This window comes from Leclercia sp. LSNIH8 (assembly GCF_002920195.1).
Classification (GTDB): domain Bacteria; phylum Pseudomonadota; class Gammaproteobacteria; order Enterobacterales; family Enterobacteriaceae; genus Enterobacter.
Genome location: NZ_PQJY01000001.1, coordinates 152,542 through 171,927, shown reverse-complemented (window position 1 = coordinate 171,927; position 19,386 = coordinate 152,542). Strand labels below are relative to the sequence as shown.

Annotated in this window: 19 protein-coding genes and 1 other RNA gene; 7 read left to right on the top strand and 13 right to left on the bottom strand. The window is 56.6% G+C overall.

Annotated elements, in window-relative coordinates; translation table 11 throughout:
- The first annotated feature begins 4 nt into the window (after window positions 1–4).
- Together C3406_RS00830 and C3406_RS00825 are read left to right on the top strand one after the other, a co-directional pair.
- Window positions 5–253, top strand: coding sequence for a hypothetical protein (locus tag C3406_RS00830; protein ID WP_103824057.1), 249 nt, complete (start codon window positions 5–7; stop codon window positions 251–253).
- Window positions 240–503 (top strand): hypothetical protein, encoded by a 264-nt coding sequence (locus C3406_RS00825; RefSeq protein ID WP_103824056.1) that lies wholly within the window; start codon window positions 240–242, stop codon window positions 501–503. The genes C3406_RS00830 and C3406_RS00825 overlap by 14 nt, the downstream gene beginning before the upstream one ends.
- A 22-nt stretch (window positions 504–525) precedes the next feature.
- On the opposite strand, the gene ffs is transcribed toward C3406_RS00825, so the two are convergent.
- An RNA gene (ffs, locus tag C3406_RS00820) (signal recognition particle sRNA small type) lies at window positions 526–622 on the bottom strand.
- Between the two features lie 178 nt (window positions 623–800).
- Between ffs and C3406_RS00815 the strand changes: the two genes are divergently transcribed.
- A complete protein-coding gene (locus tag C3406_RS00815; RefSeq protein WP_103824055.1) occupies window positions 801–1,112 on the top strand; it encodes an MGMT family protein in 312 nt (103 codons plus the stop codon).
- A gap of 33 nt (window positions 1,113–1,145) precedes the next feature.
- On the opposite strand, the gene C3406_RS00810 is transcribed toward C3406_RS00815, so the two are convergent.
- The gene (locus C3406_RS00810) at window positions 1,146–1,715 is read right to left on the bottom strand and encodes a YbaY family lipoprotein (protein WP_103178495.1); all 570 of its coding nucleotides are present in this window, start codon (window positions 1,713–1,715) and stop codon (window positions 1,146–1,148) included.
- Between the two features lie 208 nt (window positions 1,716–1,923).
- On the opposite strand from C3406_RS00810, the gene tesB reads away from it, so the two are divergent.
- Window positions 1,924–2,784 carry an acyl-CoA thioesterase II gene (gene tesB / locus C3406_RS00805; protein WP_103824054.1) on the top strand — a complete coding sequence of 287 codons (861 nt, stop codon included), beginning with the start codon at window positions 1,924–1,926 and terminating at the stop codon, window positions 2,782–2,784.
- A gap of 96 nt (window positions 2,785–2,880) precedes the next feature.
- On the opposite strand, the gene amtB is transcribed toward tesB, so the two are convergent.
- The 5 genes from amtB to C3406_RS00780 all read right to left on the bottom strand — a co-directional run bounded on the left by amtB (window position 2,881) and on the right by C3406_RS00780 (window position 8,768).
- A complete protein-coding gene (amtB, locus tag C3406_RS00800; RefSeq protein ID WP_032616850.1) occupies window positions 2,881–4,167 on the bottom strand; it encodes an ammonium transporter AmtB in 1,287 nt (428 codons plus the stop codon).
- 33 nt (window positions 4,168–4,200) lie between these two features.
- Window positions 4,201–4,539, bottom strand: a complete 339-nt coding sequence (gene glnK, locus C3406_RS00795; protein WP_032616849.1) for a P-II family nitrogen regulator — start codon at window positions 4,537–4,539, stop codon at window positions 4,201–4,203.
- Between the two features lie 196 nt (window positions 4,540–4,735).
- Window positions 4,736–6,514: a SmdB family multidrug efflux ABC transporter permease/ATP-binding protein gene (locus C3406_RS00790; RefSeq protein ID WP_103824053.1), complete on the bottom strand. Its 1,779-nt coding sequence runs from the start codon at window positions 6,512–6,514 to the stop codon at window positions 4,736–4,738.
- A complete protein-coding gene (locus C3406_RS00785; RefSeq protein ID WP_103824052.1) occupies window positions 6,507–8,279 on the bottom strand; it encodes a SmdA family multidrug ABC transporter permease/ATP-binding protein in 1,773 nt (590 codons plus the stop codon). Before C3406_RS00785 ends, C3406_RS00790 begins: the two co-directional genes overlap by 8 nt.
- Window positions 8,280–8,309: 30 nt before the next feature.
- A complete protein-coding gene (locus C3406_RS00780; RefSeq protein ID WP_168194496.1) occupies window positions 8,310–8,768 on the bottom strand; it encodes an Lrp/AsnC family transcriptional regulator in 459 nt (152 codons plus the stop codon).
- Between the two features lie 115 nt (window positions 8,769–8,883).
- Here C3406_RS00780 and C3406_RS00775 point away from each other — a divergent pair, with 115 nt between their 5' ends.
- Entirely contained in the window at window positions 8,884–9,930 is a 1,047-nt protein-coding gene (locus tag C3406_RS00775; RefSeq protein WP_103824051.1) for a PLP-dependent cysteine synthase family protein, read from the top strand.
- 40 nt (window positions 9,931–9,970) lie between these two features.
- On the opposite strand, the gene cof is transcribed toward C3406_RS00775, so the two are convergent.
- A complete protein-coding gene (gene cof, locus C3406_RS00770; RefSeq protein ID WP_103824050.1) occupies window positions 9,971–10,789 on the bottom strand; it encodes an HMP-PP phosphatase in 819 nt (272 codons plus the stop codon).
- 100 nt (window positions 10,790–10,889) lie between these two features.
- Here cof and C3406_RS00765 point away from each other — a divergent pair, with 100 nt between their 5' ends.
- Entirely contained in the window at window positions 10,890–12,590 is a 1,701-nt protein-coding gene (locus C3406_RS00765; RefSeq protein ID WP_103824049.1) for an SgrR family transcriptional regulator, read from the top strand.
- 66 nt (window positions 12,591–12,656) lie between these two features.
- Entirely contained in the window at window positions 12,657–13,352 is a 696-nt protein-coding gene (queC, locus tag C3406_RS00760; protein ID WP_103824048.1) for a 7-cyano-7-deazaguanine synthase QueC, read from the top strand.
- Between the two features lie 54 nt (window positions 13,353–13,406).
- Here queC and C3406_RS00755 read toward each other — a convergent pair whose 3' ends face one another.
- The 5 genes from C3406_RS00755 to lon all read right to left on the bottom strand — a co-directional run bounded on the left by C3406_RS00755 (window position 13,407) and on the right by lon (window position 19,356).
- Window positions 13,407–13,805, bottom strand: coding sequence for a YbgC/FadM family acyl-CoA thioesterase (locus C3406_RS00755; protein ID WP_103824047.1), 399 nt, complete (start codon window positions 13,803–13,805; stop codon window positions 13,407–13,409).
- Between the two features lie 96 nt (window positions 13,806–13,901).
- On the bottom strand, window positions 13,902–14,288 hold the full coding sequence (locus C3406_RS00750) for a helix-hairpin-helix domain-containing protein (protein ID WP_103824046.1): 387 nt from the start codon (window positions 14,286–14,288) through the stop codon (window positions 13,902–13,904).
- Between the two features lie 148 nt (window positions 14,289–14,436).
- Window positions 14,437–16,308, bottom strand: coding sequence for a peptidylprolyl isomerase (gene ppiD / locus C3406_RS00745; protein WP_103824045.1), 1,872 nt, complete (start codon window positions 16,306–16,308; stop codon window positions 14,437–14,439).
- Between the two features lie 210 nt (window positions 16,309–16,518).
- Window positions 16,519–16,791: a nucleoid-associated protein HU-beta gene (gene hupB, locus C3406_RS00740; protein WP_002444653.1), complete on the bottom strand. Its 273-nt coding sequence runs from the start codon at window positions 16,789–16,791 to the stop codon at window positions 16,519–16,521.
- A gap of 210 nt (window positions 16,792–17,001) precedes the next feature.
- Complete coding sequence (gene lon, locus C3406_RS00735; protein WP_103824044.1) at window positions 17,002–19,356, bottom strand: endopeptidase La; 2,355 nt, start codon at window positions 19,354–19,356, stop codon at window positions 17,002–17,004.
- Window positions 19,357–19,386 lie beyond the last annotated feature (30 nt).

The window sequence follows — 19,386 nt, the reverse complement described above, 5'->3', positions numbered from 1 at the left end:
GTCTATGGTTAGACCGTCTAAGGTTGAGTTTGATGTTGAGGATATTCTTAACAAAGATAAGTTTTCTGCTATCCCACTGGCTCGTCGCAAAGAGATTGAGCAAGAAGTACAGCAGGAATATGTCGCGCGACTTAATGCTGTAAAAGCCCAAGTTGAAATATTGATGCCACAACAACGTGAAGAATTCCATCATATGCTGACAAACCTCCTGGCGCAGATCTCATTTACAAGGAACATTAATGAGCGAAAATAAAATTCTTGCCCAAGTGGCTGCCTCATTGAAGCCCATTAACGACAGCTTGAATACCCTGAATGAAAATGCAGGACGATGGGCTGAAGAGTTTCGCTACCGTATGTATCTGGAATCGCTGCTCAAAATGGAGATAAAAGCCATGGAAACGGCCCTAAACATGGTGCTCGATAAAGCCAGAGCAGAGGAGGAATATCGTAAACTCGAGGAAATGGAGAAGAATGCAGTACTGAGTGGATTCAATAAAAGTTAAGAAAAGTACAAATGGGTGGGGGCCCTGCCAGCTACATCCCGGCACACACGTCGTCTGCCCTGGCTGCTTCCTTCCGGACCTGACCTGGTGAACAGAGTAGCGTTGCGGGAGAACCAACAGAGCCCCCATTGAGAGCGTTGTTAACCAACGCGCTGGCGCATTATCACTGTACGGGATAGCAATTGCAAGTTAACCGCGTCCGGGTGATGTTTTATTGCGCAAAGCGTTTACAGAGTGGGCGCTTTCTTCCTGTCTTGTCCGTAAATCTTTATCATGCCCTTAACACAGGAGCACAAAATGGACGAGCACGACTCTTTTCCCCAGCGGGTATGGCAGATAGTGGCCTCAATTCCCGAAGGCACGGTCACCACCTATGGCGAGGTGGCGCAGCTGGCGGGTTCTCCCCGTGCAGCGCGGCAGGTAGGCGGCGTGCTGAGAAGGCTGCCTGAAGGCAGCACCCTGCCCTGGCATCGGGTGGTCAACCGCCACGGGGCGATCTCCTTAACCGGGCCAGATTTACAGCGCCAGCGTCAGGCCTTACTCAGCGAAGGTGTGCAGGTGTCGGGAAGTGGGCAAATTGATATGCAGCGTTATCGCTGGCGGTACTGAACTGCCCCTCTCAGACGAGAGGGGCATGAAACATTAAAGCTGGGTTGGGGCCGGGGTAGCCGTAGAGGGGCTAACCTGGGTTGGTGACGTTGACGGCACCGTTGTCGGCGCACCGCCGCCAGGCTGCAGCGGTAGCGAGGTCTGCTGTACCGGCACCAGGACCAGATCGGCTTTGGTACCACCCTGGTTGATCACCGGTTTAACGATATCGGTCATCAGGACAACCTTATCATCGATGGTGATAGCTGCGCTCAGCAGGATGCGGGCGTTAGGCTGAACATCCGCCGGGTTAAACGGCAGTTCAAATTTAAATGGCGCCTGTTTACCCTCGGTACGCGTCGCCCGCTGCGCCAGAACCTTCGATGGCGAATCCGCCAGCGAGGCATCAGACAGGGTAACGGTTAACACTGCATCCGGCGGTAAAGCCACCTTCTGGCGGATCCAGATTGTACCTGAGACATTTGGCTGCTGAATGGTCGGCTGCGTCGCTACGCCAGCAGTATTAGGGTTCGGCGCTGGCGTCTGAATGTCTGCGCTTTTGTCCGCGCAGGCAGAGAGAGCAACCGCTACCGCTAAACCACTTAACATGTGCACGAGTTTCATTGAGTTCTCCTTATCATCAATGCACCAGCGGGATCGATACCGCCAGATGAGTGGTTAACATAAAGATAACGAGACTAAGTGTGGCACAGATCAATTATTTATGCCTGGAATCCCCCTGTTATTCAGATTATTGCACCCATCGGACCACTTGCATTTCTGCGTTATACTCTGCGTATCTTTCGCCACGGCGTATTAATTGAGGACGACTATGAGTCAGGCACTAAGCAATCTGCTGACATTATTAAACCTGGAAAAAATTGAAGAAGGACTCTTTCGGGGACAAAGCGAAGATCTGGGATTACGCCAGGTTTTCGGCGGCCAGGTTGTGGGACAAGCCCTCTACGCTGCTAAAGAGACCGTACCTCAGGAGCGCTTTGTGCACTCCTTTCACAGCTATTTTCTGCGCCCTGGCGACAGCCAGAAGCCCATCGTGTATGACGTTGAAGTCCTGCGCGACGGCACCAGTTTCAGCGCCCGCCGCGTGGCGGCGGTGCAAAACGGCAAGCCAATCTTCTATATGACCGCCTCATTCCAGGCGCCGGAGCCGGGCTATGAGCATCAGAAAGCGATGCCCCCTGCCCCCGCGCCAGACGAGTTGCGTTCCGAGACGGACATTGCCCGCGCGCTGGCGCATCTGCTGCCCCCGCAGGTTAAAGAGAAGTTTCTTTGCGATAAACCGCTGGAGATCCGCCCGGTTGAGTTCCATAACCCAATGAAGGGCCATATCGCCGAGCCTGCCCGTCAGGTCTGGATCCGCGCGAACGGCGCGATGCCGGAAGATTTTCGCGTGCATCAATATCTGCTCGGTTATGCCTCCGACTTCAACTTCCTGCCGGTTGCCCTGCAACCGCACGGTGTGGGCTTCCTCGAGAAAGGGATGCAGGTTGCCACCATCGACCATTCAATGTGGTTCCACCGTCCGTTTGATATGAATGAGTGGCTGCTGTACAGCGTGGAGAGTACCTCGGCGTCCAGCGCCCGCGGGTTTGTTCGTGGTGAGTTTTATACCCAGGATGGCGTGCTGGTTGCTTCCACCGTGCAGGAAGGGGTGATGCGCAACCGCGGCTGATATGAAAAAGCCGGGTGGCGGCTTCGCCTTACCCGGCCTACAAAAGCACAATCCGTAAGCCCGGCAAGCGAAGCGCCACCGGGCAATACTTTAACTTTATGCGTTGTATGCGTTCTCGCCGTGGCTGTTGACGTCCAGACCTTCGCGCTCCTGCTCTTCCGGTACGCGCAGCCCCACCGTCATGTCCGCCAGTTTGTAGCCGATAAAGGCCACCACACCCGACCAGACCACCGTGATGGCGATACTTTCCAGCTGAACCAGAACCTGATGGCCCATGGTCACGCCTTCCGCATAACCCACGCCGCCAAGGGACGTTGAGGCGAAGAAACCGGTCATGATGCAGCCGATGATGCCGCACACGCCGTGCACGCCAAAGACATCACACGGGTCGTCCACACGCAGAACACGTTTCAGCGCCGTTACGCCCCACAGACCGGCCAGACCCGCCACAATACCGATGATCAGCGCGCCACCGACACCAACGAAGCCACAGGCTGGGGTGATGCCAACCAGACCGGCAATGGCACCGGAACAAGCACCCAGCAGCGAAGGCTTACCGCGTACCGCCCACTCGCCAAAGATCCAGGAGAGGATAGCGCCCGCCGTCGCCACAACGGTATTCACGAAGGCCAGCGCCGCGATTTCATTTGCTGCGCTTGCTGAGCCGGCGTTAAAGCCAAACCAGCCGAAGTAGAGGATCGCGGTGCCGGTAAAGACCATCGGCAGGTTGTGCGGTTTGAACGCCTCTTTGCCAAAACCGACGCGTTTGCCGATCAGGTAAGCCCCCACCAGCCCTGCGACCGCGGCGTTGATATGCACAACGGTACCGCCCGCAAAGTCCAGCGCGCCATGAGAAGCCAGCAGGCCGCCACCCCAGACCATATGCGCCACCGGCACGTAGGAGAGCGTGAGCCACACCACCACGAAGATCAGCACGGCGGAGAAGCGGATACGTTCCGCCAGCGCCCCGACAATCAGCCCGACGGTGATACAGGCGAACGAGCCCTGGAACGCCACATGGATGTACTGATAGAAGCTGCCCATGACCGCGGTCAGCTCGATATTTTTCAGCATCGCCCAGTTAAAGCTGCCGAAGAAGGCGTTGCCTTCCCCGAAGGCCAGCGAGTAGCCGTAAACCACCCACAGCACACAAACCAGCGCAAAGGTCACCGTCACCTGGGTGAGCATGGAGAGGACGTTTTTGCCGCGGATCAGGCCGCCGTAGAAGAGCGCGATCCCCGGAATGGTCATAAACAGCACCAGCGCGGTGCAAATCATCATAAAGGCGTTATCGGCTTTGTCTGCTACCGCGGGTGCAGCCATTGCCAGCCCCGGCAACAGCGCCAGAGACCCCAGACCTGCTTTAAGTGTTGTTGTGTTCATTTTCTCGATCCCTATCACTGTGTGCCTGCTGTTTTACAGTGCCGCTTCGTCGGCTTCGCCTGTACGAATGCGAATAACGCGTTGCAGCTCAGCAACGAAAATTTTGCCGTCGCCAATTTTGCCGGTGTAGGCTGCTTTGCTAATCACGTCGATGACTTCATCCAGCTGATCGTCGGCAATCGCCACGTCAATCTTCACCTTTGGCAGGAAGTTAACGCTGTATTCCGCGCCACGGTAGAGCTCCGCATGCCCCTTCTGTCGACCAAAGCCTTTCACCTCGGTGACGGTCAGCCCTTGAATACCCATTGAAGAGAGTGCTTCACGCACGTCTTCGAGCTTAAATGGTTTGATTACCACGGTAACCAGCTTCATATATCCCCTCCAGTCAGAATTCGGTTTTGGCGAGCTAACGAAGGAGGTATTGCAAGGGGTGTGCCAAAAGTGAAAAGGGCGTGAATACGAGGCATAACGATAGATGGCGAAAAAAAACGCACCATGACAGTGCAGGGTGCGTTTCATTTTTGCACCAACCGATTCAGCGGCTGGCAGGTTGCTTAATTTTAGTGCATCAGGCGCTGAGGGACTCCTCCCGCGCGCTGGCGGCCAGCTCTTCGCCAGCGAGCTGCAGTTGATACATTTGCCAGTAACGCCCTTTCGCCTCAAGCAGTTGCTTATGGGTGCCGCGCTCAACCGCCTGGCCACGATGAAGCACCAGAATGGTATCTGCCTCAACAATGGTCGACAGACGGTGGGCAATCACCACCAGGGTGGTGTGCTCGCGTACCGCCGCCAGCGCCTGCTGGATAGCCTGCTCGGTGCCGGAATCGATGCTGGCGGTGGCTTCATCGAGGATGAGCACCTGCGGCGTATCGATCAACACCCGGGCCAGCGCTAATAGCTGCTTTTGTCCGACTGACAGGTTATTCCCCTGCTCGCCCAGCCGGGTATGAATGCCGTCGTGCAGGCCACGAGCCAGCTCCGCCAGCTGCACTTTCTTCAGCACTTCCCATACCTGCTCTTCGCTAAACGGCCGCCCCAGCGTCACGTTGGCATAGAAGGTGTCGGCCAGAACCACCGGATCCTGCTGCACCATCGCCACCCCTTTACGCAACACGGCGTGGCTCAGGGTCGACAGCGGGCGCCCATCCAGACGAATTTCACCCTGCGTGAGCGGGTAATAGCCCATCAGCAGGCTGGCGAGGGTACTTTTACCGCTGCCGGTATGCCCTACCAGCGCAACAAAGCTGCGGGACGGCACCGTCAGGTTGATATCCTGCAATACCAGCCGATCGTCGCGATAGGCAAAGGAGACCTGATCAAATTCAATCGCGCCGCTTTGCAGCTCACGCTCGTCATCGCCATAGGCCTGGCGCGGGCGATCCATCAGCTCAAAAACGCGCTCACCGGCGACCACCGCCTGCTGCAACATCGACTGCTGGGTGGTGAGTTCAATCAGCGGCTCATTAAGACGGCCCAGATAGCTGATAAAGGCATACAGCACCCCCACTTCGATGGTGCCACGGGCGGCAAAGCCAAACTGCATCAGCAACCCGCACAGCACCAGCGCCGAAAAGAGGCTTAACAGCGGACGCAGCAGGAAACCGTCCAGACGCAGGGTCTGCATGCGGGCCATGTAGTGTGAGCGGCTGGCCTCGCCCATCCGTTCGCCAAAGCGCGCCTGCTGACGGAACTGCTGAATCACGCTCATGCCATTGATGACCTCGTTAAAGCCATCGTTGATATCCGCCAGATAGGTCCGCACCCGGCGCACAATCGGTGTGCTGTAGCGCTGGTAGATGATCATCACAATCATCACCGCCGGGAAAATCGCCATCGCCACCAGCGCCATGCGCCACTCCAGGCTGAACATCGCCACCAGCATGGCACCCACCAGCGCCGCGCTGCGCAGCACCGTCGCCACCACCGTGACATAGAGATCGCGGATCACTTCCGTATCGTTAGTCACGCGGGAGATAATCTGCCCGACAGGCTGGGTATCGAACGCGCTCAGCGGCTGGCGCAGCGCGGCGTCCATCACGTCGGTGCGCAACTGCTGCACCACCCCCACGGCAGCCTGGTTAAAGAGCAGCGACTGGGCATAGTGCAGCCCCGCCGCCAGCAACTGTAGCCCGACATAAGCCACCGCCAGCCCGGTAACTAAACCGAGCGGCAGATAGTTTTTCGCCACCATGTTGTCGATGAAATAGCTGATCAGCAGCGGCCCGGTCACTTCGGCTATTGCCGCAACCCAAAGTAGCACTACCGCCAGCGTCAGCGGCTTACGCCACGGCGAGCCATACGCCAGCAGGCGCTTCAGGGTAGGCCACAGCTGGGAAAAACTACGCATCGGCGGCCTCCTCGTCCGTTTCCGGCACCTCATCCAGCGCCGCTTCCAGTTGTTGATAACGGTACATATCGCGATACCAGCCCGGCTGTTCCGCCAGCTGTTCATGCTGCCCGCGCTGGGCAATGTGCCCGTGCTGCATCACCAGAATTTCGCTCGCCTCGGTCAGGGCCGAGAGACGATGGGCGCTGATGATCACCGTGCGCCCCTCCCCCCACTGTCGCAGGTTATGCAGGATCTGATGTTCAGTACGGCCATCGACGGCGGAAAGGGCATCGTCGAGAATCAGGATCTCGGCGTTAAGCAGCAGCGCGCGGGCGATGGAAATACGTTGTTTCTGCCCGCCCGACAGCATCACGCCGCGTTCGCCCACTTCGGTTTCATAGCCCTGCGGCAGGCGCAGGATATCGTCATGGACGCTGGCGAGACGGGCGACGTGCTCGATCTCCTCGCGTGTGGCGTGCGGACAACCCAGCGCAATATTATTCGCGACGGTATCGGAGAAGAGGAACGGCGTCTGGCTCACCACCGCAAGGCGGCTGCGCCAGCTATCCAGCCGCAGCTGCGGGAGCGGAATATCGTGGAAGCGGATCTCACCCTGAGGGATATCGAAGTGACGCTGGATCAGCGACAAAATCGTGCTCTTTCCGGCGCCTGTTGGGCCGCAGATGCCCAGCATCTGCCCCGGTTGCAGCGTAAAGTGGACGTTTTGGAGCGTCACCTGTTCCGTCTGCGGATAGCTAAAGGCGCGCACGGCGACATTCAGCTCGCCGCGTCCGTTTGGTACTGTCTCGCTACCGTCGTTGACCACCGGCGCTTCGGCGAGCATGGCGCGGATCCGGCTGTAGGCCGCACTGCCGCGCTCGACAATGTTGAACATCCAGGCCAGGGCCAGCATCGGCCAGATCATCAGCCCCAGATACATGGCAAAGCTGGTCAGCTGCCCGAGCGTCAGCGAGCCGTTAATTACCATCCAGCTTCCGCCACCAATGGCCAGCAGGTTAGCGGTGCCGATGGCGATATAAATCGTGGGATCAAAACGGGCGTCAATCCGGGCGACGCGCAGGTTTTTAGCCCCGGTATCCGCCGCGTCGGCGGCAAACAACGCCGACTGACGATCCTCCAGGCCAAAGGCTTTGATCATCCGGATACTGGTCAGGCTCTCCTGAGTACGGTCGTTAAGAGAGGAGAAGGCCGCCTGCGCCAGCTTGAAGCGCTGGTGAAGCTGGTCGCCGTAGCGTTTGATCGCCAGGGCCATCAGCGGCATCGGCAGCAGTGCCAGCAGGGTTAACTGCCAGCTGATTTGGGTCGACATGACAATCAGCACCGCACAGCCCATCACCAGCGAGTCCACGAGGGTTAATACCCCTTCCCCGGCGGCAAAGACCACGCGATCCACGTCATTGGTGGCGCGGGCAATCAGGTCGCCGGTGCGGTGACGCAGATAAAACTCCGGATGCTGGCGGCTGAGCTGGCGGTAAAAATCTTCCCGCAGCTCGACGGCAAGCTGGTATGACGCACCGAATAACAGCACGCGCCAGACATAGCGCAGCAGGTAGACCACCACCGCCGTCAGGACCAGCGTGCCGATCCACATCATCACCCGTGCGGCGGTGTAATGCTGTTCCGTAACGCCATCCACAACGTAGCCCACCACTTTTGGCGGGATGAGCTGCAGAATGGCAATAATAATAAGCAGGGCGACTGCACCGAGGTAGCGTTGCCACTCCCGGCGAAAGTACCAGCTTAACTGAGCAAATAATCGCACGCGGTCTTTTCCTGAGGATTGTATTCCGGGTTATTCAATGGGTAAGGCGGTGGTGTATTTTATCTGTTCCATCGCAAAGCTGGAGGTGACATCCGACAGACCCGGCACGCTGTTGACCAGCCGTTTATAGAAGTCATCATAGCGCTTCATGTCTGCTACCTGTACGCGCATCAGGTAGTCATATTCGCCCGCCATGCGCCAGAAGCCCAGCACTTCCGGCATCTGTGAGACCACGCTGACGAATCCGCAGTACCAGTCGCTGCTGTGGTGCTGCGTTTTTATCAGCACAAACGCGGTCAGGCCAAGCCCCAGTTTTTCGGGATCGAGCAGCGCCACACGCCCCAGCAATATGCCTTCGTCTTCGAGACGTTTCAGGCGTTTCCAGCAGGGCGTGGTGGTCAGATTAACGGCATCCGCCAGCGCCTGCAAAGAGAGGGTGCAGTCGCTTTGCAGTAAGGAGAGCAGCTTACGGTCAATTTTATCTAGCATAACCACCCCGCAGAGAAAATTTTTCTCCTTACATTCTATTTTAAAGGCCAGATAGCAACAATTTTTTCTGTGCTTTTCGCTATGCTGGGCACAAAATGACAAATGGATAACTTCGATGAATAGCACCTGGGTCAAAAACGCCATCAGTGAAATTAACGCTGATTATCAGCGCTCGGCGGACACTCACCTTATTCACCTTGCCCTGCCCGGTTTTCCGGGTATCCAGCTCTATCTGAAAGATGAAAGTACCCACCCCACCGGCAGCCTGAAGCACCGTCTGGCGCGCTCGCTGTTCCTTTACGGGCTGTGTAACGGCTGGATCAATGAAGGCACCACCATTATTGAATCCTCCTCCGGTTCCACCGCCGTCTCCGAGGCCTATTTCGCCCGCCTGCTCGGCCTGCCGTTTATCGCCGTCATGCCATCCTGTACGGCGAAACGTAAAATCGAACAGATCGAATTTTACGGCGGGCGCTGCCACTTTGTGGAAAGCGCCTGTGAAATTTATGCCGCCTCAGAGATGCTGGCCCGGGAGCTGAACGGCCACTATATGGACCAGTTTACCTTCGCAGAGCGGGCCACCGACTGGCGCGGCAATAACAACATTGCCGACAGTATCTTCCGCCAGATGCAGAATGAGCCCCACCCGGTGCCGGCCCATATCGTGATGAGCGCGGGTACCGGCGGCACCTCGGCCACTATTGGCCGCTATATTCGCTGCCAGGGTTACGATACCCGTCTTATGGTCGTGGATCCGCAGAACTCTGTATTCCTGGATTACTGGCAGCAGCGCGATCCTGCTCTGCGCAGCCCGGTGGGGAGCAAAATCGAAGGGATTGGCCGCCCGCGCGTCGAACCGTCGTTTATCCCGGACGTGGTGGACGAGATGCTCCGCGTGCCGGATGCCGCGAGCGTCGCCACCGCCCTCTGGCTGGAAACGCAGTTGGGCCGCAAGGTGGGGGCCTCAACCGGCACCAACATGTGGGGCGCGTTACAGCTCGCCGCGCGGATGCGTGAGGCTGGGCAAACCGGCTCTGTCGTGACGCTGCTGTGCGACAGCGGTGAGCGCTATCTGGAGACCTATTACAATGCCGAATGGGTGAAAGCGAATATTGGCGATGTGGCGCCATGGCTTGCGGAAATCACCCGACTGGTAAAATAAAAAAAGCCAGACGTTCGTCTGGCTTGCTGGAAGGGTCTCACTATTCGGGGGAATAAGGAAGATCAGGTGTATCCAGCCAATGGGTTAAGAAGTGGGACACGGCCTCGTTGCGGCAGTGTCCAATAACCGGTAAATGTGCGAGCTCGGCGATCAGCTGTGGCATCGCATTGCCCATAATCAGGCCGCGTCCCACGCTGCCCAGCATCTCGCGATCGTTCATCGCATCGCCAAACGCCATACACTCCTGCAGGCTCAGACCCAGATGTTCGCTCAGCACCGCCAGCGCGGAGCCTTTGTTGCACCCTACCGGCAGCACCTCCAGACAATCTATGGCCGAGAAGGTGAGATGCGCGCGGCTGCCCAGCGCCTCGTTAAGTTGAATGCGCAGGCGGCACAGATCGTCATGATCGCCGCAGAAACAGATTTTGGTCACCGCATGGGCCGGGATACGGCGCAGATCGGTCAGTTGATACTGGAAGCCGCTGTAGACGTGCGCTTCGAGCAGCGCCGGGATTTCCTTGCCTGTCAGCCAGCCGGTATCGTTAAAAACGTGAATGCTGGCCTGCGTATCCCATGTGCTGTGCAGCACCTGTTCTGCTACATCCGGGGCGAGATCCTGACGATAAAGCACATCCCCTTCCAGAGAGTGAATGCGCGTGCCGTTGCCGGTAATCAAAAAGGCGTCGAGGGAGAGCGCCCCCATTAAATGACGCATCTCCAGCACATGACGGCCCGTGGCGAAGGTGAGCGTGATATCGCGCTCACGCAGCCGCTTAAGCACGCTTAGCGTCTTATCACCTAAACGGTGATCCGGCATTAACAAGGTGCCGTCCATATCAAATGCCGCCAGCCGCGCCATGGGAACTCCAAAAATGTGAAGGGGTAACTTGTGCAACAGTATTGCCTGGTATATACGGAAGTAATACTGAATAGATGGAAATTATTGTTCCGGGTTTACGATGCGCCAGCTTAATCGACTTAATCAGTACCAGAGACTGTGGCAGCCCTCTGCCGGTGCGTCCCAGCAGGTCAGCGTGGCAGAGCTGGCGAGCCGCTGTTTTTGCAGTGAACGGCACGTCCGCACCCTGCTGCGCCAGGCCCAGGAGGCGGGCTGGCTAAGCTGGCATGCGCAGTCCGGACGCGGAAAGCGCGGCGAGCTGCGCTTCCACGTCTCGCCGGAATCGTTACGTAACGCGATGATGGAAGAGGCGCTGGAAAGCGGACATCAGCAGAACGCCCTGGCGCTGGCCCAACTGGCACCCCAGGCGCTGCGTGCCCTGCTGCATCCTTTTCTGGGCGGGCAGTGGCAGAATGACACCCCGACGCTGCGTATTCCCTATTACCGTCAACTCGATCCGCTCCAGCCTGGTTTTCTGCCGGGCCGCGCTGAACAGCATCTTGTAGGACAGATCTTTTCCGGACTGACCCGGTTCGACGATACCCGCAGCGAACCCGTGGGCGATCTGGCGCATCACTGGGAGATCTCGGCCGACGGGCTGCGCTGGCATTTCTACATTCGCTCCACGCTGCACTGGCACAATGGGGATAAAGTCGAGGCGGCCCAGCTCCAGAACCAGCTGGCGAAGCTGCTTACCCTGCCCGCGCTGCGCAAGCTCTTTAACAGCGTGAGGCAAATTGAGGTCACCCATCCTCAGTGCCTGACCTTCGTACTACATCAGCCGGATTACTGGCTGGCGCACCGCCTGGCAAGCTACTGCAGCCGTCTCGCCCACCCAGAAGAGCCTCTGACGGGGAGCGGGCCGTTTCGGCTGGCGATCTTTGAGGCGGATCTGGTCCGGCTGGAAAGCCACGAGCAGTACCATCTCGGACATCCTCTACTGAAAGCGATTGAATACTGGATCACGCCTCAGCTTTTTGACCAGGATTCAGGCACCAGCTTTCGCCATCCGGCGCAGATTGCCATCGGTGAGCCGGAGGAGCTTGCCAGCCTGCGGCCGGTCAGTAACAGCATCAGCCTCGGTTTTTGTTACCTCACGCTGAAACAGAGCGACCGTTTAAGCGAGGCGCAGGCCCGCAGGCTGATCGACATTATTCATCACACGTCGCTGCTGCATACCCTGCCACTGGACGAAAACCTCATCACGCCGACCCAGGAGTTGCTGCCGGGCTGGTCAATCCCGCAGTGGACGCGGGAACAGGAGGCCGTTCTGCCGGATACGCTCACCCTGCTTTATCACCTGCCGGTGGAGTTGCATACCATGGCGGAACAGCTGAAATGCTATCTGGCGCAGGAAGGATGTCAGCTTAGAGTGATGTTTCATGACGCTAAAACCTGGGATGGCTGCACCGCCCTGGCGGAGGCGGATATCATGATGGGGGACAGGTTAATTGGCGAGGCGCCAGAGTACACCCTGGAGCAGTGGTTGCGCTGCGATGCCCTGTGGCCTTATCTGCTCAGCGCGCCGGAATTTGCGCACCTGATGGCGACCCTGGATGCCGTTCAGACCCAGCCCGACCCATCTGCCCGCCATCTGGCGCTGAAAGAGGTTTACTCCCGTCTGATGGCGCGTGGCGTGCTGACGCCCCTGTTCAACTATCAGTACCAAATCAGCGCCCCGCCGGGGGTAAACGGCATCCGCCTGAATCCGCGCGGCTGGTTTGACTTTACCGAGGCCTGGCTGCCTGCGCCGAAAACGTGAAGAAGCTGGTCGCCGCCACGGGCAGACGTTACCATAGGTTTTTAACCGTCAAAGTTGGGAAGATTAATGAAACGTGCCGTTGTCGTGTTCAGTGGAGGTCAGGACTCCACGACCTGTCTGGTTCAGGCTCTGCAGCAATATGATGAAGTCCATTGTGTGACTTTTGACTATGGTCAGCGCCATAGCGAAGAGATTGAGGTCGCGCAGAAACTGGCGGTGAAACTCGGCGCACGGGCGCATAAGGTGCTGGATGTCACTCTGCTCAACGAACTGGCGGTGAGCAGCCTCACCCGGGACAGCATTCCGGTGCCGGACTACGAACCGGATGCCGAGGGGATCCCAAATACCTTCGTACCAGGGCGTAATATCCTCTTCCTGACCCTGACGGCCATCTATGCTTACCAGGTGAAAGCCGAGGCAATCATTACCGGCGTGTGCGAAACCGATTTTTCCGGCTACCCGGACTGCCGCGACGAGTTTGTTAAAGCCCTCAACCACGCCGTGAACCTCGGCATGGCCAAAGATATCCGCTTCGAAACGCCGCTGATGTGGCTCGATAAAGCCGAAACCTGGGCGCTGGCCGACTACTGGGGCAAGCTGGATCTGGTGCGTAACGAAACGCTCACCTGCTACAACGGCATTCAGGGCGATGGTTGCGGCCAGTGCGCCGCCTGTAACCTGCGCGCCAACGGTCTGAATCACTATCTGGCGGATAAAGCCGGGGTGATGGCGGCCCTGAAAAAGAAAACCGGTCTTAACTAATTCGGGCCAGTCTGCCGGGTGAAGGTTCTGCTTCGCCCGGCATCAGAAGCGGGGTTATTTGATTAACAGCTCCAGCTTCTCACGTAACTCCCCCTCCAGCGGCAGCGCTTTCTGCGTTTTCAGATCGATGCAGACAAAGGTAATTAACGCATCTGCCACCACCTGTCCTTCCGGCTCCAGGGTGATCACCTGACTCAGTACTCCACTTTTCCCGTTTAACTGCTGTAGCTCGCTGGTCACGGTGAGTAGATCGCTGAGCACTGCGGGACGGCGATAGTTGATATTGATGTTCGCCACCACAAAAGCGATACGGTGTGCGGTCATCCACTTAAAGCTGTCGCTGTTTTCCAGTCCATCCCAGCGCGCCTCTTCGAGGAACTCCAGATAACGGGCGTTATTAACGTGTTGGTAAACATCCAGGTGGTAGCCGCGAACTTTGATTTGGGTCTGCATAGCGCAATAGCCTTCAGGATAGTTAATTATAAGATTCAGAGGTCATAACTGGTATGACCTCTTTATCCTGGCAAATTTTTGCCACTGTGCAAGTTATTACAGCATCAGATGCGCAAGATTACGTTCCACCAGCGCCCCACCCATACCCGGAACCTGCCGGAGATCGTCCAGGGTTTTAAACGGACCGTACTCTTCGCGGTAACTGACGATCGCCTGGGCTTTCTTTATCCCTACGCCATTCATTACCTTTGCCAGCTCCTCTGCCGATGCAGTATTAATGCTGACCCGCCCCCCTTCCTCTTCGCCATTATTGCTGCTCGCGACGGCTTTCGACTGCGGTGACGACGTGGCGGAGGCCGACGGCTCAGATTTGCTTTGTGTGACCTGCGTTTTCGCGACCGAGGGTGACGCCAGCGCGCTCTGGCTCAACCCCGCCGTTACGATGGCAAGCGTGACAAAAAGGGCTTTGATTCCATGTTTCATGCTGTTTTCTCCTTGTTTGTTGACAGCCCCCTTACCTTATTCGGGCCGCTTTTCAGGAACAAACAGCAGATTGCAGAAATGGAAAAGGCCGCGAAAGCGGCCTTTTGGTATTGCAGTATGTTGCTTAAGTTTGCGAGCAGCGCCGTAATTACTGCTGAGTGATGATATCGCCCAGCTTAATTTTGGCTTCTTTACGCAGGTTGCTCATCAACGCTTCGAAAGCGATTTGCGCGTTGTTCTGGGTGATCCCCTGAACCATCGCTTTCTTCTGCGCTTCCGGCATGGTGCCCGCTTTGACTTCATCCAGCGCCAGAATCACCACGTTGCCCTGCATATCGTTGGCGATACCAAAGCTCGGTTTGTCTTTCGCAGGCTGGTTCAGGGTAAATGCCGCCTGGCTGATCGGATCCTGACCGGTACGGCTCAGGGTCTTCGCCTCACCAAAGCTGAGGCCAGCCGCTTTCAGCGCCTCATCACCTTTACCGGCTTTCAGCTCAGCCAGCAGCTTTTCAGCATCCAGCTTCGCCTGCTGCACGGCTTTGTTATGCTTCACCAGCGCAGTAATCTGATCTTTCACCTCGTCCAGCGGCTTAACAGCCTCCGGCTTGTGCTCACTCACACGCAGAACAAAGGCGCGGTCGCCGTCCACGGTAATGATGTCGGAGTTGCTGCCCGGGGTGCCGTTTTCGCCCACCAGACCGCCACTGAAGATGGCATCCGCCACTGGCTTGAAGTTCAGCTCTTCCGGCAGGTTGTCACGATCAAACCAACCGGTGGTGACCGCTTTCGCGCCCGCAGCCTGCTCAGCACCCGCCAGGGATTCGTTGTCGTTGCTGGCCGCATCGCTCACTTTCTGCTGCAACGCATAGAAGCCATCCAGCGCTTTCTCCTGCTTCACTTTCGCCGCGATCTCATCATGGACGTCAGCCAGCGGTTTGGTTGTCGCAGGGGTGATATCATCCAGACGTGCCACCAGGAAACCGACGGAAGATTTAATCACGCCAGAAAGTTGACCTTTCTCTTTCAGGCCGGCATTTTTCAGCTCGTCCGGAGTGGTCGCCTCTTCCAGCCAACCCATGTCACCGCCGTTTTTCGCAGAGATGATATCGGTGGACTTCTCTTTTGCGACCGTTGCAAAGTCGGTGCCTTTGTTCAGCTCATCCAGCGCCGCTTTAGCGTCAGCTTCCGTTTTGGTCTGGATCACGCTGTAACGGTTACGCTGTGGCTGAGTGAACTGATCCTGATGCTGATCGTAGTAAGACTGGATCTCCGCATCGGTGGCGTTTTGCTGCATCGCAGCCGCATCCAGCTTGATGTAGCTCACGCGGAACTGTTCCGGGGCGGTGAAGTTGTTTTTGTTCTGCTCGTAGTAGCTTTTCACCTCTTCGTCGCTCGCCTGCTGTTTAGCAGCCAGGGCGTTAACGTCAAAAGTGGCTTCGCGCACGATACGCTGCTGAGCAACCAGCGTCGCCAGCTCGTCCGCTTCGCCCTTAAGCATGAAGTCGGTGCCCACAACAGCGTTAATAAGCTGCTGAGTGGTGAGCTGATTGCGCAGTGCCTGAGCGTATTGATCCGGCGTCATCCCCATCTGATTAACGATGGCGGTATAACGGGTGTTATCGAATTTGCCATTATTCTGGAAAGCAGGGGTCGCGAAAATCGCATTCTTCACCTGGTCATCGCTGATGCTCAGACCCAGTTCACTGGCATACTGATCCAGCAGCGCTTCATCGATAAGACGGTTCAGCGTCTGCTGACGCAGGTTCTTCATGTACCCTTCGTTCGCCGCCAGCTCAGAGAACCGGTCGCCCAGTTGTTGCTGCATGCGGTTACGTTCACCGGCAAATGCATTCTCAAACTGCCCACGGCTAATTTCCTGGTCGTTCACTTTTGCGGCGTAGTTTGCACTACCGCCAATCAGGTATCCGCTCACGCCGGTCAATATGAACGACACGATAATGATACCGAAAATAATCTTGAGCACGAGACTGTTAGCAGCCGTGCGTAAGCTGTCCATCATGGTGTAACCACACTCCGCTGTAGGTGACTGGTGACCTGACGCTGGCGGAATCCTGACCGCAGCGCGTAAAGGCGTATTGTGACAAGAAACCGGGGCTATTGTCAGCCCACAACTCGCATAAACTCACATAAATCAGGTCTGGACAAACAAAAAAGGCACATCAAATGATGCGCCCTTGTACTTTTCAACTTCCCTGAAGTAAGAAAGCGATCAGTTTACCGCGTCTTTCAGCGCTTTGCCGGCACGGAAGCCAGGCACTTTAGCAGCAGCGATGGTGATCTCTTTACCGGTCTGAGGGTTGCGGCCAGTACGGGCAGCACGCTCTTTAACAGCAAAAGTACCAAAACCTACCAGCGCTACGTCGTCCCCAGCCTGCAGAGATTCGGTAACAGAAGCAATCAAAGCATCTAACGCACGTCCAGCCGCAGCTTTGGAGATGTCAGCACCCGCAGCAATTTTGTCAATCAGTTGAGATTTATTCACTCTTCTCTTCCTCTCTTTATAATTTATATCGCGTCTGAATCCTTCACAACGCGACCGCGCAGCAGTTATATCAGGCCTGCCATGACCTTACAACACCCGTTGTTGATGGCTAGCCCAATCAGCAATCTAAATTAGCTATACAAAAAAAGGCTGGCAAGCCCGAAATAGCTCACCAACCTTTTTTTTATTGACGCTCTTTGCGCGAGGTCACTATTTTGCGGTCACAACCTGCATTCCTGAAGGCTCATTCTGCAACGCAAGTGTCAGAACTTCCTCAATACGTTTCACCGGATGAATCTCCAGATCGGCGATAACGTTATCCGGAATCTCTTCCAGATCGCGCTTATTCTCATACGGGATGAGGACCGTTTTAATGCCACCGCGGTGTGCCGCCAGCAGTTTCTCTTTCAAACCGCCAATCGGCAATACCTGACCACGCAGCGTGATTTCGCCGGTCATTGCCACATCGGCACGAACCGGGTTACCGGTCAGGCAAGAAACCAGCGCGGTACACATAGCGATACCTGCGCTTGGGCCATCTTTCGGCGTTGCCCCTTCCGGCACGTGAACGTGAATATCGCGTTTTTCGTAGAAGTCCGGATTAATACCCAGTTTTTCCGCACGCGCGCGCACCACGGTCAGCGCAGCCTGAATGGACTCCTGCATCACTTCCCCCAGCGAGCCGGTGTAGGTCAGCTTACCTTTACCCGGTACGCAGGCGGTTTCAATGGTCAGCAGATCGCCGCCAACTTCCGTCCATGCCAGACCCGTTACCTGTCCGACGCGGTTTTCGCTGTCCGCACGGCCATAGTCGTAGCGCTGAACACCGAGGTATTCGTGCAGGTTGTCGCCAGTGATTTCAATGTGCTTCAGCGATTTATCGAGCAGCAGCTGTTTAACCGCTTTACGACACAGCTTGGAGATTTCACGCTCCAGGCTACGCACGCCCGCTTCACGGGTGTAGTAACGAATAATGCCGATAATCGCGCTGTCATCAACGGTCAGTTCGCTCTCTTTCAGGGCGTTACGTTCAATCTGCTTCGACAGCAGGTGACGACGGGCAATGTTCAGCTTTTCGTCTTCGGTGTAGCCAGAAAGACGGATCACTTCCATACGATCCAGCAGCGGTGCCGGGATGTTCATGGAGTTAGAGGTCGCCACGAACATCACATCGCTCAGGTCGTAGTCCACTTCCAGGTAGTGATCGCTAAACGCCACGTTCTGCTCTGGATCCAGCACTTCAAGCAGGGCAGAAGCCGGATCGCCACGCATATCGGACGACATTTTGTCGATCTCATCCAGCAGGAACAGCGGGTTTTTAACGCCCACTTTCGCCATCTTCTGGATCAGTTTGCCCGGCATTGAGCCGATATAGGTCCGGCGGTGACCGCGGATTTCCGCCTCGTCACGCACGCCGCCCAGCGCCATACGGATGTATTTACGACCGGTGGCTTTGGCAATGGACTGCCCCAGAGAGGTTTTACCCACCCCCGGCGGCCCGACCAGGCAGAGAATTGGCCCCTTGAGCTTATTCACACGGCTCTGAACCGCAAGATACTCAAGGATGCGATCTTTGACACGCTCAAGACCGTAGTGGTCGGTATCCAGGATCTCCTGGGCCTGACGCAGGTCTTTTTTGACCTTGCTGCGGGCGTTCCACGGAACCTGAACCATCCACTCGATATAGCCGCGTACAACGGTCGCTTCAGCCGACATCGGAGACATCATTTTCAGCTTCTGCAGCTCTGCTTCCGCTTTCTCTTTCGCCTCTTTCGGCATTTTCGCCGCGTCGATCTTACGCTTCAGCGCTTCGTTTTCGTCCGGCGCGTCGTCCATCTCGCCGAGCTCTTTCTGAATGGCCTTCATCTGCTCGTTCAGATAGTACTCGCGCTGCGATTTCTCCATCTGCTTTTTCACGCGGTTGCGAATGCGTTTCTCAACCTGCAGCAGATCGATTTCAGACTCCATCATTGCCATCAGGTATTCCAGACGCTCATTGACGTCGGACATCTCCAGCACGGACTGTTTGTCCGCCAGCTTCAGCGGCATGTGTGCAGCGATGGTATCTGCCAGACGTGCAGGATCGTCGATGCTGTTCAGCGACGTCAGCACTTCTGGTGGGATTTTTTTGTTCAGCTTGATATAGCCTTCAAACTGACTGATCGCGGTGCGAACCAGCACCTCCTGCTCACGCTCGTCCAGCTGAGGTGAGTCAAGGTATTCGGCTTTTGCTGCGAAGTGTTCGCCATCATCAGATAGCGTGGTAATACGCGCACGCTGCAGCCCCTCGACCAGCACCTTGACGGTGCCATCAGGCAGCTTCAGCATTTGTAAAATAGAGGCCACGGTCCCGACGGTGAAAAGATCGTTTACACCCGGCTCATCCGTTGATGCTTCTTTCTGCGCAACCAGCATGATTTTTTTATCATGATCCATGGCGGCTTCAAGGCAACGGATAGATTTTTCCCGCCCTACAAATAAGGGTATGACCATGTGCGGATAAACCACCACATCGCGCAACGGCAATACGGGGATTTCAATGCGTTCAGAACGCTCAGGATTCATAGAGCTCTCTCTTAGTTTAGTGTCCGCCTG

What these genes read in the sequence shown, in the direction of transcription:
- C3406_RS00830 (WP_103824057.1), top strand. Translation starts at nt 5, where the DNA reads ATGGTTAGACCGTCTAAGGTTGAGTTTGATGTTGAGGATATTCTTAAC.
- C3406_RS00825 (WP_103824056.1), top strand. Translation starts at nt 240, where the DNA reads ATGAGCGAAAATAAAATTCTTGCCCAAGTGGCTGCCTCATTGAAGCCC.
- C3406_RS00815 (WP_103824055.1), top strand. Translation starts at nt 801, where the DNA reads ATGGACGAGCACGACTCTTTTCCCCAGCGGGTATGGCAGATAGTGGCC.
- C3406_RS00810 (WP_103178495.1), bottom strand. Translation starts at nt 1,715, where the DNA reads ATGAAACTCGTGCACATGTTAAGTGGTTTAGCGGTAGCGGTTGCTCTC.
- tesB (WP_103824054.1), top strand. Translation starts at nt 1,924, where the DNA reads ATGAGTCAGGCACTAAGCAATCTGCTGACATTATTAAACCTGGAAAAA.
- amtB (WP_032616850.1), bottom strand. Translation starts at nt 4,167, where the DNA reads ATGAACACAACAACACTTAAAGCAGGTCTGGGGTCTCTGGCGCTGTTG.
- glnK (WP_032616849.1), bottom strand. Translation starts at nt 4,539, where the DNA reads ATGAAGCTGGTTACCGTGGTAATCAAACCATTTAAGCTCGAAGACGTG.
- C3406_RS00790 (WP_103824053.1), bottom strand. Translation starts at nt 6,514, where the DNA reads ATGCGTAGTTTTTCCCAGCTGTGGCCTACCCTGAAGCGCCTGCTGGCG.
- C3406_RS00780 (WP_168194496.1), bottom strand. Translation starts at nt 8,768, where the DNA reads ATGCTAGATAAAATTGACCGTAAGCTGCTCTCCTTACTGCAAAGCGAC.
- C3406_RS00775 (WP_103824051.1), top strand. Translation starts at nt 8,884, where the DNA reads ATGAATAGCACCTGGGTCAAAAACGCCATCAGTGAAATTAACGCTGAT.
- cof (WP_103824050.1), bottom strand. Translation starts at nt 10,789, where the DNA reads ATGGCGCGGCTGGCGGCATTTGATATGGACGGCACCTTGTTAATGCCG.
- C3406_RS00765 (WP_103824049.1), top strand. Translation starts at nt 10,890, where the DNA reads ATGCGCCAGCTTAATCGACTTAATCAGTACCAGAGACTGTGGCAGCCC.
- queC (WP_103824048.1), top strand. Translation starts at nt 12,657, where the DNA reads ATGAAACGTGCCGTTGTCGTGTTCAGTGGAGGTCAGGACTCCACGACC.
- C3406_RS00755 (WP_103824047.1), bottom strand. Translation starts at nt 13,805, where the DNA reads ATGCAGACCCAAATCAAAGTTCGCGGCTACCACCTGGATGTTTACCAA.
- C3406_RS00750 (WP_103824046.1), bottom strand. Translation starts at nt 14,288, where the DNA reads ATGAAACATGGAATCAAAGCCCTTTTTGTCACGCTTGCCATCGTAACG.
- ppiD (WP_103824045.1), bottom strand. Translation starts at nt 16,308, where the DNA reads ATGATGGACAGCTTACGCACGGCTGCTAACAGTCTCGTGCTCAAGATT.
- lon (WP_103824044.1), bottom strand. Translation starts at nt 19,356, where the DNA reads ATGAATCCTGAGCGTTCTGAACGCATTGAAATCCCCGTATTGCCGTTG.